The 13,295-nt window shown below is 65.5% G+C and carries 17 protein-coding genes; 3 read left to right on the top strand and 14 right to left on the bottom strand.

Annotation, left to right across the window (positions count from 1 at the left end; genetic code table 11):
- Positions 1-61: 61 nt before the first annotated feature.
- From xerD to lipA, 9 genes are all read right to left on the bottom strand, one after another.
- Positions 62-946, bottom strand: coding sequence for a site-specific tyrosine recombinase XerD (gene xerD, locus IEX97_RS00825; protein WP_188880576.1), 885 nt, complete (start codon positions 944-946; stop codon positions 62-64).
- 85 nt (positions 947-1,031) lie between these two features.
- Entirely contained in the window at positions 1,032-1,265 is a 234-nt protein-coding gene (locus IEX97_RS00830) for a hypothetical protein (protein ID WP_188880577.1), read from the bottom strand.
- 17 nt (positions 1,266-1,282) lie between these two features.
- Positions 1,283-1,612, bottom strand: coding sequence for an RNHCP domain-containing protein (locus IEX97_RS00835; protein ID WP_188880578.1), 330 nt, complete (start codon positions 1,610-1,612; stop codon positions 1,283-1,285).
- Between the two features lie 103 nt (positions 1,613-1,715).
- Positions 1,716-2,396 (bottom strand): stage II sporulation protein M, encoded by a 681-nt coding sequence (locus tag IEX97_RS00840; protein ID WP_188880579.1) that lies wholly within the window; start codon positions 2,394-2,396, stop codon positions 1,716-1,718.
- 126 nt (positions 2,397-2,522) lie between these two features.
- Positions 2,523-3,767, bottom strand: a complete 1,245-nt coding sequence (locus tag IEX97_RS00845) for an endonuclease Q family protein (protein WP_229776188.1) — start codon at positions 3,765-3,767, stop codon at positions 2,523-2,525.
- Positions 3,764-4,333 (bottom strand): NUDIX hydrolase, encoded by a 570-nt coding sequence (locus IEX97_RS00850; RefSeq protein ID WP_188880581.1) that lies wholly within the window; start codon positions 4,331-4,333, stop codon positions 3,764-3,766. The genes IEX97_RS00845 and IEX97_RS00850 overlap by 4 nt, the downstream gene beginning before the upstream one ends.
- A complete protein-coding gene (locus IEX97_RS00855; RefSeq protein ID WP_188880582.1) occupies positions 4,311-5,459 on the bottom strand; it encodes a M20/M25/M40 family metallo-hydrolase in 1,149 nt (382 codons plus the stop codon). Before IEX97_RS00855 ends, IEX97_RS00850 begins: the two co-directional genes overlap by 23 nt.
- 149 nt (positions 5,460-5,608) lie before the next feature.
- Positions 5,609-6,304, bottom strand: coding sequence for a lipoyl(octanoyl) transferase LipB (lipB, locus tag IEX97_RS00860; protein WP_188880583.1), 696 nt, complete (start codon positions 6,302-6,304; stop codon positions 5,609-5,611).
- A gap of 103 nt (positions 6,305-6,407) precedes the next feature.
- On the bottom strand, positions 6,408-7,391 hold the full coding sequence (lipA, locus tag IEX97_RS00865) for a lipoyl synthase (protein ID WP_188880689.1): 984 nt from the start codon (positions 7,389-7,391) through the stop codon (positions 6,408-6,410).
- Between the two features lie 238 nt (positions 7,392-7,629).
- On the opposite strand from lipA, the gene IEX97_RS00870 reads away from it, so the two are divergent.
- A complete protein-coding gene (locus IEX97_RS00870) occupies positions 7,630-7,932 on the top strand; it encodes a DUF2627 family protein (protein ID WP_188880585.1) in 303 nt (100 codons plus the stop codon).
- An 8-nt stretch (positions 7,933-7,940) separates the two neighbouring features.
- On the opposite strand, the gene corA is transcribed toward IEX97_RS00870, so the two are convergent.
- Positions 7,941-8,882, bottom strand: coding sequence for a magnesium/cobalt transporter CorA (gene corA / locus IEX97_RS00875; protein ID WP_188880587.1), 942 nt, complete (start codon positions 8,880-8,882; stop codon positions 7,941-7,943).
- A 187-nt stretch (positions 8,883-9,069) separates the two neighbouring features.
- Between corA and IEX97_RS00880 the strand changes: the two genes are divergently transcribed.
- Together IEX97_RS00880 and IEX97_RS00885 are read left to right on the top strand one after the other, a co-directional pair.
- Positions 9,070-10,467 carry a glycosyl hydrolase family 18 protein gene (locus tag IEX97_RS00880; RefSeq protein ID WP_188880589.1) on the top strand — a complete coding sequence of 466 codons (1,398 nt, stop codon included), beginning with the start codon at positions 9,070-9,072 and terminating at the stop codon, positions 10,465-10,467.
- 48 nt (positions 10,468-10,515) lie between these two features.
- Positions 10,516-11,004, top strand: coding sequence for a permease (locus IEX97_RS00885; RefSeq protein ID WP_188880590.1), 489 nt, complete (start codon positions 10,516-10,518; stop codon positions 11,002-11,004).
- A 72-nt stretch (positions 11,005-11,076) separates the two neighbouring features.
- On the opposite strand, the gene IEX97_RS00890 is transcribed toward IEX97_RS00885, so the two are convergent.
- From IEX97_RS00890 to IEX97_RS00905, 4 genes are read right to left on the bottom strand one after another with little or no spacing between them, the layout of a single operon-like run.
- Positions 11,077-11,214, bottom strand: coding sequence for a hypothetical protein (locus IEX97_RS00890; protein ID WP_188880591.1), 138 nt, complete (start codon positions 11,212-11,214; stop codon positions 11,077-11,079).
- Positions 11,215-11,229: 15 nt separating this feature from the next.
- On the bottom strand, positions 11,230-11,946 hold the full coding sequence (locus IEX97_RS00895) for a cytochrome c biogenesis protein (protein WP_188880593.1): 717 nt from the start codon (positions 11,944-11,946) through the stop codon (positions 11,230-11,232).
- A 1-nt stretch (position 11,947) separates the two neighbouring features.
- The gene (locus tag IEX97_RS00900; RefSeq protein WP_188880594.1) at positions 11,948-12,622 is read right to left on the bottom strand and encodes a heme exporter protein CcmB; all 675 of its coding nucleotides are present in this window, start codon (positions 12,620-12,622) and stop codon (positions 11,948-11,950) included.
- 5 nt (positions 12,623-12,627) lie between these two features.
- Positions 12,628-13,293, bottom strand: a complete 666-nt coding sequence (locus tag IEX97_RS00905; RefSeq protein WP_188880595.1) for an ATP-binding cassette domain-containing protein — start codon at positions 13,291-13,293, stop codon at positions 12,628-12,630.
- Positions 13,294-13,295 lie beyond the last annotated feature (2 nt).

Consider the following 13,295-nt stretch of genomic DNA (forward strand, 5'->3'; position numbering starts at 1 on the left):
GCCTCTCACCCCCGCGACGGATAGCGTGCCGCGAATGCGGCCGCTTATGTAAGCGGGAAGGTCAAGCCCGCGGATGGGACGCCGCGTACACCTCTTTCATGCGGGCACGCGTCAGGTGCGTGTACACCTGCGTGGTCGATATGTCCGCGTGGCCCAGCATCTCCTGCACCGCGCGCAGGTCCGCCCCGCGTTCCAACAGGTGTGTCGCGAACGAATGCCGCAAGGTATGGGGGGTGATGTCCGTGAAAATGCCGGCCGCACGCGCGTATTTTTTCAATATCTTCCAAAATCCCTGCCGGGTCAATGGATGCCCATGATGGTTGACGAACAGGTGGTCCATGGCGCCCCGCACCAACTGCGGCCGCCCAAACTGCAGGTAGTGGACGGTCGCCCGCTGCGCAATCTCCCCCACCGGGATGATGCGCTCCTTGCCGCCCTTGCCGAGGCAACGCAAAAATCCGCTCGTGAGGTTCAAATCCGCCAGCCGCAGCGATACCAATTCGCTCACCCGGATGCCCGTGGCATACAGAAGTTCCAACATCGCCTTGTCCCGCGATCCCGCCGGGCTGGTTGGATCTGGTGCCGCAAGCAGCCTCTCCACCTCCGCTTCCGTCAAGACACGCGGCAGCCGTTTTTCCAACTTGGGCGTATCGATGTGCAGCGTCGGGTCGACTGGAAGCGCCTCTTCGCGCACCAAGTAATGAAAAAACGAGCGGATGCTGGCCAGGCTGCGCGATACCGTGGCGCTGGCACGGCCGCGCGACCTCAGATAGGAAAGGTATTGCACGATGTGCGGCCTGCGCACCTCGGTCAGGGATACCGGTCCGTGCTCAGCCAAATAATGGGCAAACGCCTCCAAGTCCCTGCGATAGGATGCCAGGGTGTTGGGAGCCAATCCCCGTTCGACGCGCAAATACTCCACAAACTGCAAGATCCAAGCCTCCATGCGCAACCCCTCTGCACCGTGTCTCGGCCGTCCCACGAAAAATCATTGATTCCACACGCGCGGCGCCGATCCTGCTCAGAAAAAACTAAAAACTTCCAACCCGCCAGAACGCCTCGATGCCTGACCAGACGCCTTGCGCCAACTCGGCCGCGAACGTCTCGGGACCGCGACCGGCCACCGGCGTGGAAGCGCCTCCTTGCGGGGGTGCATACGGATTGCGCGGAGCATTCCCGGTGAGGATACGCCAACCGGTGGCCATCAACCAAGCAAGCCCGATCACCATGAGCACCCAGCGCACGCGGCGAACCCACGTTTGCACGAAGACCAACCCCTTGTTCACTCGCGGCAGGTCATGATGGTGAGCGCCCGCTCGAGGTCATCCGGACATACCGGGTCTTCGAGCAAGAGGATGTTGCGGGACGTGTGACCGCACCGTTCACAGCGGTGAACCACCTGGAACCCTTTGCGGGGATGGCGGATGACTTCCACCGGGCGCATCAAACCGCCGCAATCTGCAGCCCTGTCTCCCGGAAACACGTCCACATGAAGTGAAAACAGGCAAAACGGACAGTGGTTGCGGCAGGTCCCTTTCGCAGGCGGTACCTCCCGGCCACACTTCGCGCAAATAAATCCCTCGTTGCGCACGGTGAATCGCTTGGCGCACAACGCCGCCTTCGCCTCCTTGGCGGTCCAACGCAGCGTACCTTGTTCGCTCTGTTCCGGGCTGACCTTTGGCCATCCCGGCGTGCAAAGAGGGAAATGAGCACCCCTAACCGCGCCCCCACAACGCGGACAACACAAACGGTGCCACGTACGCCTGCCAAGCCGCAGAGGCGGCCATCCAGGCGGCACACGCACCGAGCATGCACGTGTAGCCCGTGAGCGCACGTGGAAAGGAACGCAGCTGCGACCGGCGCAAAAACGCCGCAGAAAAGCGCATGGCGGACACACCTGCTGCGAGCAGGGCGAGGAGCGCCAACGCCTGGTGCAGCAGGATCACCGTACCGGCGAGAATCAGCCCGCGCCATCCCCAGGTGAGGACGGCAAATCCGACGGCGAAACCGGTGCCAAACGCGCGCAAAAACACCACCGCCACCACGCCCGGATTGCAGAGCAGGGACAATCCGAACGCCCAGATGAGGGCGATGAGCCCCGCATCGGCGAGCGCGCGGTGCGCCCAAAGTTGATCGCTCGGCAGGATTTGACCTGCGGACGCTGCCGCGATGAGCCGGGCAAGCGCGTGTGACACCCACGCGCGGTCGTTCGGGCTGAGTTGTCCGGCCACCAACAGGCCGAAGACCATCCCGCACAGGGTGACCGCCAGGAGGAACGCACCCTCCTCGGCATACAGTGCGGCGACACCCCTTCGCCAACGGTCCCATCCCGCGTGCGGTGCATGGAGCTTCCCTCCGCCGGAGCGTCTTTGCAATCCGGAAGTCCGTCCCAGCATCGGCCACGACCTCCCCATGCCGTTTGCCACGCGGTCACCTTGTCCCGCTCGCGGTCAGTGTATGCGCCATGGTGCGAAGATAGAAGCATTCGCATCCGGCATGGACGTCCGCAGCCAAAAGCCAGGTTAAGCCTGGGCAAGCCGCAATCGTCCGTACACCCCGCCTCCGCCCGGTTCCACCGTGAGCAACCCGCGGCGGGCGAGATCGATCCGCTCCGCCAGCGCCTCGCCGCACACCGTGGCCAACGCATCGCGGCTCGTGCGGTGTAACACGTCCATCTCCGTCCCAAACGCGGCCAGGAGGCGGGCATACCACTTCTCCCCAATCCCAGGGACGAACGCCAACGGCACCTGCCGGATGTACGGCGGCCGGTGCGGCGGATGGCGAGGCGGATCGCAATCAGACAGTTCGCGCAACCGTTCCCGGACACCGCCGACCGCCTGACGGCTTCCGCACCGGCATACGGTTTGGCCCGGGGACCACGGTGCCCCGCACGCCGCACACACGGAGCGATGGTACTTGCCAAGCTCAGGCAGCAAGCCGTAGTTGGCGGCGACGCGCCGGCCCGCCTCCCGACGCAGGGCTTTGGCCACTTCCGCGAACGTCGGGGCGGCCAAGCGCAAGGCGTTGTACTCGCGCGCCACCTTGGGCAAGGAGTGGGCGTCCGAATTGGTCAAAAAGGTGAATGGCGCGAGTTCGCTCAACCCGTCCGCCATCTCGGAATCGGCCGACAATCCGAGCTCCACCGCATCGACGAGCTGAGGTTCGAGCATATCGGCCATCGACCGCACACAGCACCCGTAGAGGCCCTTGTGCGGCGTGAAAGCGTGGTGGACGACGAACAAGCCCTGCCGTGCCGCCACTTCGCGTTGCAGGGCGGTCGCCTCGACGCGGGCTCGCTGCGAAGAGAGCGCGGGATTCCCTTGCACCGTGGCCAGCCAGGCGTGAAAGTCTGCCGCCGCAGCCAACGTGGGGAACCAAGCCCCGAAGTGTGCCGCCCCGCCCGCCGGGCCTGCAATCTCCACCTCCGCCCCCGGAAAGACGACGAGGCCGTTTTTGTGCCGGAGACCACCTCCAGGTTGCTCCGTGAGCTCACCCGTTTGCACAAGGCGGGTCAGCTCCGCCAGCACACCGGTGCAGACGCCGTCGATCACGGTGACGATGTCCAAGCCTTTCACCGCGCGGGCGTGATGCAAAAGCCGGTCCAAGGTCAGGCTGGGCGCGGCCGCCATTTTCACCGGCCGGCCCATCGCCCGGCCGATGTGGATGTGAAAGTCGGCGAACCACAGACCAAGGCCGTCCGTGCGCTCCGCTTCAGACCCCGCATCCGCTTGACGCGCCGCCTCCGTGTGCACCGGATCCTGTCTCACCGGCACCCTCCTCCGTCGGCACCGCCGTTCGCGCGCAAAAGCCACCATTGGACGGCGATGATGGTTTTCGCGTCCCGCAGCTCCCCCGACCAGAGCTTGCGCGCGACCTCCTGTTGCGGCAGTTCATGCACCGCCAGCCATTCGTCCGCGTCAGGATGGCTCCGCCCGGGCACAAGGCCGCTGGCGACGAACAAGTGGACCTTTTCGTCCGAAAAACCCGGTGTGGAAAAGAACTCGCACACCTTCGCCACGCCGGCCGCCTGGTATCCTGTCTCTTCCGCAAGTTCGCGCAACGCGCACCGCTCCGGGGACTCACCCGGGTCGAGCTTGCCCGCGGGGATCTCGAGCAACGCTTGTTCCGGGCCCTTTCGATATTGCTCCACCAGCAAAAGATACCCTGGCCGCGGTTCCGCCAGCACCGCCACGGCGCCCGGATGGCGGACGACCTCCCGGGTCGACCGCGACCCGTCCGGCAGCTCGACCGTCAGGCGCTCCAAGCGGACGACGCGCCCGGAGAACAACGTCTCCGTGCCCACGGTCCGTTCATAAAAACGATGCGGGGACAATTTCTGTCTCACTCCCGTACGCCAAGGTGCAGAACGCGAGCGCAACCCGCGCAGCCCCGACGATGTCTTGGATCCGGATGTGCTCGCTCGTGGTATGAATGTCCTCGTAGCCGATGCCGACGTTGATGGTCGGCACGCCCAAGCTGGTCAGGATGTTGGCGTCGCTGCCGCCGCCGGTCGCTGTCGCCTGCACCGGAAAGCCAGCCTGGCGCAGGGCCGTCTCCGCAAGCTGGCGCACAGGGTGGTCCGCAGCGAACCGAAACCCGTCGTACATGCGCTCATGTTGCAGCGAGGCGGCCGCGCCACACGCTTCAGCCGCCTGCTGAAACGCCGCTGCAATGTCGGCCATCACCTGCGCCAGCTTCCGCTCGTCGCGGCTGCGCGCTTCCCCAATCAGGCGGACGTGATCGCACACGATGTTGGTCGGCCCGTCCCCGACAAAGCTGCCGATGTTCACGGTCGTCTCCTCATCGATCCGGCCGTGCGGCATCTTGGCCACCGCCTGCGCGGCGACGCGGATGGCGCTTATCCCTTTCTCGGGCGCCACCCCGGCATGGGCAGCCCGCCCTTTGACCTCCGCCGTCCACTTGACCTGCGACGGACCGGCCACCACCAGCGTGCCGAGCGGTCCCTCCGCATCGAGGCACAACCCCGCGTCGGACGCGATGAGCGACGGATGGAGGTGCTTGGCGCCCGCCAGGCCTATCTCTTCGGCGACGGTGAACACCACCTGCACCTGCCCGTGCGGCAGCTTGCGCTCGACGAGCGCTTTGACCGCGGCGAGAATGGCGGTGATGCCCGCCTTGTCATCCGCACCGAGCACGGTGGTGCCGTCGCTTCGCACCACCCCGTCCGCAGAGACGCGCGGTTTCACGCCTTCTCCCGGCCGCACCGTGTCCATGTGGGCGAGGAGCAAAACGCGCCGCCGCCCGGCATCTCCCGGTAAGGTGGCAATCAGGTTGCCGCACTCCCCGCCGAGCGTCTTGCCTGCGTCGTCCTCGATGACAGAGAAACCCAGGCTTTGCAAAACCTCACGGACATACGCCGCCACCTTGCCCTCCCGCAGCGAGGGGCTGTCGATTTGCACCAGTTGCAAAAAGGTCTCTCGAATCCACGCTTCGTCCACCCGGCGTCCCTCCCGATGCGCACCAACCGTTATCGGCGCCGCCCTTTACCCACGATGCCGCTCGCCACCCAGACAGCCCCCATGGCCACCACCACGATGCCGACCATCCAAGCTGCCGTCGCTGCCAAGCCCATGCTTCGCGCCCCCTTTCAGCTTGTCTCCCACGCAAAGCCAAACACCTCGGCCATCGCCGTCCGCAGGCGGCCAGCCCAATCGTGCCAGTCCGCGGCACGCCCGGTGACCTGTGCCACCGACGTCACCCCTTTGTCGCGGATGCCGCACGGCACGATGACGCCAAAATGCGACAAGTCGGTCGTGACGTTGAGCGCCAAGCCGTGTGACGTGACAAACTCGCCGCTTTTGCGCCGGCGCACGCGCGCGCCGACGGCGCAGATCTTTTCATCCCCGACCCATACGCCAGGGTAACCTTCGCGCCGTTCGCCCTGAATCCCTTCTGTCCGCAGCGCCAGGATGACGCTCTCCTCCAGGCTGCGCACATACCAACCGACGTCGTTGCCCCACGGTCCCAGGTGGAGGATGGGGTAGACGACCACTTGACCGGGGCCATGGTACGTCACGTCACCGCCGCGATCGACCGCGAACACGGAAATGCCCATCTGTGCCAACCGATCCCGCGGCAGCAAGATGTTTTCCTCACTGCCGTTGCGCCCGATGGTGATGGTGGGCGGGTGTTCCACGGCGTACACCACCTGGCGTTCATCCACCTCTGCGAGCAGCGCTTCCACCCGCGCCTGCTGCACGGCCAACGCCTCTTCGTACGCCGTCTGCCCCAACTCCGTCCAGCACGCCGCCACACGCGATCGGATTGCACTCCGGTGCGTCATGCCGCAGTGTCCCTCCCATTCTGTTTGCGGGATGGCGTGAAGATACGCCCGCCCTCCTCCCGTTCCAGACAAACGGTGGCAGGCCGCACGGCGGACGATTGGCTCACGCCTTGGCCGGCTTCGCGCTGCGATCCGCTTCCTGCAACAAGGCGTCGAGGTACTGGCGGCGCGCCGCCTCGTCGAGGGACTGCAGCGGCAGACCGCCCGCCCGCACCACCTGTTCGTGGGCGTGGTAGGAACTGCGCACCAAGGGGCCCGCCTCGACGTGCAGAAAACCGCGGCGCAACCCTTCCGCGCGCAGGCGAAGAAACTCGGTCGGGGTGTAGAACCGCTCGACCTTGAGGTGTTTTTTCGTCGGCTGCAGGTACTGCCCGATGGTCAAGATGTCGACGCCGGCGGCACGCAGGTCGTCCATCGTGGCCAGGATCTCGTCCCACGTCTCCCCGACGCCCACCATGATGCTCGACTTGGTGCGGATGTCCGGCCGCGCCGCCTTCGCGCGCCGCAAGAGCTCGAGCGAGCGATCGTACTTCGCCTTGGAACGCACCTTGTCCGACAACCGGCGAACGGTTTCCACGTTGTGGTTGAGGATGTCGGGGGATGCGTCCAACACCACTTGGAGCGCATCCCAGTTGCCCTGAAAATCCGGGATGAGCACCTCGACCCCGCAACCCGGAACCCGCTCCCGCACCGCGCGGATGGTGGCAGCAAACACGGAGGCGCCGCCATCGGCCAAGTCGTCGCGTGCGACGCTGGTAATGACGACGTGCTGCAGCCCCATGGCCACCACAGCTTCCGCCACCCGCTTGGGTTCCGCGAGATCGAGCTCAGTCGGCCGTCCGGAGCGGACAGCGCAAAAGCGGCAAGCGCGCGTGCAGATGTCGCCTAGGATCATGAAGGTCGCCGTGCGGTGTTCCCAGCAGTCGTAAATGTTGGGACAACGCGCCTCTTCGCACACCGTGTGCAGAGACTGGGTGCGCATGATCTGTTTCAGCTCTTTATAGTTCGGCCCGGCGTGAAGCCGGATTTTCAACCACTCGGGCCGGGAAATGGCTTGTGCGCTCCTTTGCTGATCCTCGTCCGTCAACCTGCCAAAAGCTTGGTGTTGTTCGGCCACGTCACCACATCCCCTTCCCTGCGGACGGCCCGCGGGCGGCCGTGCGCGTGAACGCCTTCCTCCGTCCCTTCCCAGTGTATAACAACGGGCAGCGGAAGCAAAGGCGACCCAAAAGCTGACGGCTGTGCGGGATGGAAGCACGCGGCCATGATTGTCATGGTCAAGGTGTTGCAGTACGATGGCAAAGGCAGAAGCGGGGAGAGCAAACATGCGAAAGGAGCTGCACCGCGTGGGCAAGGCTTTGGCGGCGTGGGGTGTGTTGATAGGGGTCTTTCTGTTGGCCGGAGAAGGGATCAACTTGGTGCGCCTCGGTGTGGAAAACTGGTTGGCGTACGGCCGCTTCCGCGACGCAGCGCAAGCGATCCTGGGATTGGTTTTGGCGGGTGCCTGTACCGCCTTTCTCGGTGGCTTCATCTATCACCGGGATCAAAAGCGCGGGCGGATCCGCCGCCGCGGCAAGGCCGCGTCCAACCGCCGGGAGACCGCGTCAAACCGCCGGCTTCACCCCTGAAACATGCTTCACCACCACCCTTTGCGCTTAAACACATACACGAAGGCTGCTCCGGTCGCCAGCATCAACCCCCACACATACGCATAACCGTAGCGCCAGTGCAACTCGGGAATGTTCTGGAAGTTCATTCCGTAGAGACCGACAATGAAATTCCAGGGCAAAAAGATCGTGCTGAGCACGGTCAGCGTCTTCATGACGTCGTTCATGCGGTGGGTGCGCTGCGCCATCTGCAAATCGAGCAAGCCGTTGAGGTGATCGCGGAGGGCGTCGAACTCGTTGACCATGCGCAGGGCGTGATCGCGCACGTCCGCGAAGTAGACCACTTGCTGCGGTGCCGTATACGGGAACGCCTCATGGCTGACCAACTCGATGACGTGGATGGCGTCGGCCACCAAGTAGCGTATGCGCTGCAGTTGGCGCTTGAGCCGGAAGATATCGGGCGTCACCTGCGCCCCCGGGTGGTGGATGACGGTCATCTGCAGGTTATCGACCACGTTCTCCAACTCTTCCACGACCGCAAAGTATTGATCGACGCACGCATCAAGAATGTGGTACAACACCCGGCCCGGAGAATCCATCACCTCCGGGTTGTTGCGCGCGTCATGATACACCCCTGCGATGGCAGGAATCTCGTCGCGCACCACCGTCACGATGAACCCGTCGCCGATGAACGCACAGAACTCTTGCGAAACCGGGCCCGAACGAAGCGCGTAAAACGAAATGAAGGCATGCTCCGCGTTCGTGTCTGTCGCTGCATAGTGATCCACCTTCGGGCGTTGCCCGAAGTGCAGCGCATCCTCAATGGCGAGCGGGTGGCAACGGAACATGTGCGACAAGGTGTGCGTCAACTCCTCTGCGCCAGGGTGAACCAGGTGCAACCACACCACCTCACCCGGCTGCGGCGGGCGCAATTCGACTTCCTGCACCGCACGCTCTGTGCGAACCAACATCTTCCATATCCCTCCTCAGCTTCCCTGCCGCGCCGGTGCACGAACCCTCGTGACCAGCATATCCGCCGCCGCTTCTAAAACGCGCACGCGGCGTCATAGACTGGAGCGAATCCACCCTGCGGACAAGTTCCGCTTGGCAGGTCAAGCGTTCGCCAAACTGCCAAACCGGGGAAAGGGGTCGTCCTTTGTGCGCTGGCCGTTCCATCCCCGCCCGCGGCGGCACGCGACCCGGGAGCGGGCGCGCATGCGATCCGTCCTGGCTGCGGGCGGAATGCTCGCCCTCAGCCTGGCCGGTTTCACCTGGCCGCGCGACGGCGGGGCAGGCGCATGGCACTCCGCAGAAGCCGTTCCGTTGGCCAACGTGGCTGTGGCGGAAGTCGTGGGAACGCCGGACTACCTGCGTCATCCCGCGTCCGCTCCATGGTGGCAGGCGGCGTTGGCGAAGCTGCATCTGCCCCTCGCCGACCCGTACGGGATGGTCGCCGGCGCGATCTTGCCGTCTCCCATCACACCACCCGCGGTGCCCGCCCACGAACCTGCCGCCGCGGCGCCTTTGCCGGCAGCGAGCACGGCGAACACAGCAAACGCGCAAGCACAAGGAGATGCGACGGGGAGCTTTGCTGCGGGCCCATCCAGCGTCATCCTTGGGTGGGCACCCGACACCACGGCGGACGCGACCATCCAACTCATGGCGGAACACCCTGGACTCACGGTGATCAGCCCCAAGTGGCTGACGGTATGGTCGAGCACCGGGATGGTGAAGAGCGACATCCAACCCGAGGTGATCGCATGGGCGCACCAGCATCATATCAAAGTCTGGCCTCTGCTCGACAACCAGTTCAGTGCCCGCCTCACCCACGACCTGTTGAGCGATCCCAGCCACATCGCACGTGCCGTGGACGAGCTTGCTCACTTGGCCGCCGCAAGCGGCATCGACGGCATCAACGTCGACTTTGAGAACGTGCGCCCGGAGGACCGGGACGCGTTTACCGCATTCATCGGCAAACTGCACCAAACGCTCGCCCGCCGTGGGGTGAATCTGTCGGTGGACATCACCCCGGACATCGCGTTCCTCCGCGACGATGCGGCGTTCTTCCATGCTGGATTGGCGGCGGTCTGCGACGAGCTCGTGTTGATGGCGTACGACGAACACTGGGGGGGAGATCCCGAACCCGGCCCGGTCGCCGATGTACCGTGGACGACCCAGGCGGTGGAGGACCTGCTCAACACGGGCGTCCCTGCCAACCGGCTCATCCTCGGGTTGCCGTTTTACACCCGGTTCTGGTATGTCCACCGCGACGGTTCCGTGACGAGCGAAGCCGTCGCCAGCGGCCACGTTGCGGATATTCTGCGCCAACACGGGGCGAACGGCCAGTATCAACCCGAACTGGGCGTGGGGTACGCGCGTTATGGCAAGCCGGACGGCTACATGGAGGTTTGGTACGACACTGAGGAGACGCTCGCCCAGAAACTCCGATTGGTGCGCGAGGAGGGCTTGGCCGGCGTCGCCGTTTGGGCGTTGAGCCTGCCCAATCCGGCGGGTTGGCGGACGGTTGTCGCCGCCATGTATCCGCCTGCGCCTTGAAGCGGGCGGATCCAGACGAGTCATGACCAGGGAAAGGGGCGTGTCGGGATGGACCGGACGCTGTGGGGACTGGCATGGGCAACCTGCGCAGGATACCTCTGTGCGGCGGTGTGGCGACCGAGCGTGGCGCGCGAAGGTCTGGAGGCGACGGTGGAGATGTTCATCCAAGCGGTGCCGTGGATCGTCGTCTCGATGTTCGCAGCCGGACTCATGATGCAGCTCATCCAACCCCAGGCCATCGTCCACTTGTTGGGCCGGGAAGCAGGGGTGTGGGGCATCCTCGCCGGTGCGCTCTTGGGTTTGTGCGGCACCGGATCGCGCTGGGCCGTCTACCCGTTGGCCGCCGGCCTGCTTGAGGCGCAGGCCAGCCCTGGAGCCATCTTCGCCTTTCTGACCACCTGGCAGTTGGTGTCGCTGCCCCGCCTGCCTGCCGAAGTTCCGTTTCTCGGGCCCCACTACACCATCGTGCGGGCGGTGACCTCGTTCGCCATGGCAGTGCTCGGCGGCATCCTCATCGAACTTGCGCGCGTGGCTTGACCGCCGCGCTGCCGGATCTGCCGGCCGGAAACGCCGTCGATTGCGGACGCCGCGCGATTGGGACGTCGTGCGTCATTCGAGTTCACGTTCGAGCCGGGCGACCAGCTGCTCGAGCCTCGTTTGGCGCATCCACAACAGGACGGTATACGCCAGCGTCCCGAGCGTGACCACACCTGCGGCCGCCCATAAGAACCAAAGGTCACGCAACACCTTGCTCCTCTCCCTTCAGCTTGTCTGCGCGCGAACACGGGCCACCAGACGTTCCACCCGTTCGCGCTGGCGTTCCATCCGGTACCGGACGGTCAACAGCAAGGCGTACACGGCCATCCATGTGCAGAGCCCCATCCACAGCGCATCCGCCATGCCCGGCGGCATATGGATGCCTTGGCTGCTGACGACGGCGGGGTGGATGGAGCGCCACCAGGTCACCGACATGTGGACGACGGGGACGTCGAGGAACGCGATCACGCCGTACACCGCGCTCACCCGCGCGCGCCGTTCCCGGCCGTCCAAACTGCCGCGCAGCAGAAAGTACCCTGCGTAGAGAAACCACAGGATCAAGGTGGTGGTCAGGCGCGGGTCCCAGGTCCACCACGCCCCCCAGACCGGGCGCGCCCACAGGGCACCGGTGATGAGCGCGAGCGTGGTGAAACAAAGTCCAATCTCCGCGGACGACACCGCCAGGCTGTCCCACCCCGTGTTGCGTCGCCACAGGTACATGCCTGCCGCGATGAACGAGACAAAAAAGGCGAACAACGCCACCCAGGCGCACGGGACATGAAAGTACATGATGCGCACCAAATCCCCCATGTTCTCCTCCGGGGGAGAGGCGATGAGCGCCAGATACAGATCCGCCCACACCACCGCGGCGAGCGCGCCTGCGGCGGCGAGAAACCATCCCACGCGAGGACGACGCCTCGCATCCGCTCGGTGCTTCTCCATGTCACTCCTCCAGTGCCGGTTCGTACAACAACCAAGGCAAGACACACAGCAAGACGAAGTACGCCAGCAGCACTTCCCACCACACTTGCGGCCGTCCGTAGGATGCTGCCGCGTACACGGTGAGGCGCACGCTCGCCAAGATCACAGGCAGCGCCACCGGGATCAACAGCAGCGGGAACACCGCCTCGCGCGACCGGCTGACCGTGGCGAGCGTGGCCAAAAACGTCCCCAGCCCGGAGAGCACGACCACCCCGGAGACAAACGCCGCCGCAAACCATGCAGGATGGCGCGGAGGCGGTTCGTTCAGGATGATGAACGACGTCCCCGCCACCGCGGCCGCCGTCAGGCACGCGAAGCCTGCGCGCACGCACCAGCGCGCGTAAAAGATCCAGCTGCGGTCAAGCGGAGCCAGCAGCAGACCGGACGTGGCGCCCATCTCCGCATCCCCCGCGCTGTCCGCCAACCACTGCGGCACGAGCGTGCAGAGCACCCCGAGCCAAAGCAGGCCGCACCACCAAGCCGCCGGCAGACGGGCCGTTCCGTCGAGCGCGATGCCGGCCACGAGGACCCACAGCACACCGAAACACACACCCGCGATCCAGCCCGTGCGCGCGCGCGCCCGGGACGCCGCTTCGGCGCGCACCAGCGCGGCAAACCGCCACCACCACAGCCCCACCTCCCTCACCTCGTCCGCCTTTCCTGCGGCGAACGCGGCGTGACCGCTGCCGCCGGCAGCAGGCGGCCGCGGTGGAGGGTCCAGCGGGCGTCGGCCGGCAAAGGATCGTCCGCGTGGTGCGTGACGAGCCACACCGAGCTTCCGTCCGCCGCCGCCGCCGCGACGGCGCGCGCAGCCCATGCCTGCCCGTCAGCGTCCAATCCGTCAAACGGTTCGTCGAGCAGCAACACGCACGGTCGATGGAGCAACGCCCGCGCGACGGCCAAGCGCTGCCGCATCCCTTTCGAATAGGCGCGGACGCGCACGTCCCTGGCCGCCGCCAAACCGGCCTCCTCCAGCGCGCGCAAGACGCGCGGACGCACGGGACGGATGCCGTACAACGCGGCGAACAGCGCGAGGTTCTCCCATCCGGTCAGGTCGGGATAGACGAGAGGCTGCTCCAGCACAACCCCCAGATGGCGCCGGTCGCGCGCGGTGAGCGGACGTCCGCGCCACAACACGCGGCCTGACGTGGGTCTGAGCAATCCGGCCATCACCTTGAGCAACGTCGTCTTGCCGCTGCCGTTCGGCGCGCGCAGGATGTGGATCTGTCCCGGTTCGAGGCGGACAGACACCCGGTCCAGCACAGGCCACACGTCGAACGACTTGCTGACTTCGTCGAGCTGGAGCATCC

The sequence above is a fragment of the Paenalicyclobacillus cellulosilyticus genome (assembly GCF_014647315.1).
In the GTDB taxonomy this organism is placed as follows: Bacteria; Bacillota; Bacilli; order Alicyclobacillales; family Alicyclobacillaceae; genus Alicyclobacillus_J; species Alicyclobacillus_J cellulosilyticus.

Excerpts from the sequence above, each read along its gene's own strand:
- IEX97_RS00840 (WP_188880579.1), bottom strand. The coding sequence starts at position 2,396 with ATGCTGGGACGGACTTCCGGATTGCAAAGACGCTCCGGCGGAGGGAAG.
- IEX97_RS00905 (WP_188880595.1), bottom strand. The coding sequence starts at position 13,293 with ATGCTCCAGCTCGACGAAGTCAGCAAGTCGTTCGACGTGTGGCCTGTG.
- lipB (WP_188880583.1), bottom strand. The coding sequence starts at position 6,304 with ATGACGCACCGGAGTGCAATCCGATCGCGTGTGGCGGCGTGCTGGACG.
- IEX97_RS00870 (WP_188880585.1), top strand. The coding sequence starts at position 7,630 with ATGCGAAAGGAGCTGCACCGCGTGGGCAAGGCTTTGGCGGCGTGGGGT.
- xerD (WP_188880576.1), bottom strand. The coding sequence starts at position 946 with ATGGAGGCTTGGATCTTGCAGTTTGTGGAGTATTTGCGCGTCGAACGG.
- corA (WP_188880587.1), bottom strand. The coding sequence starts at position 8,882 with ATGTTGGTTCGCACAGAGCGTGCGGTGCAGGAAGTCGAATTGCGCCCG.
- IEX97_RS00895 (WP_188880593.1), bottom strand. The coding sequence starts at position 11,946 with ATGGAGAAGCACCGAGCGGATGCGAGGCGTCGTCCTCGCGTGGGATGG.
- IEX97_RS00885 (WP_188880590.1), top strand. The coding sequence starts at position 10,516 with ATGGACCGGACGCTGTGGGGACTGGCATGGGCAACCTGCGCAGGATAC.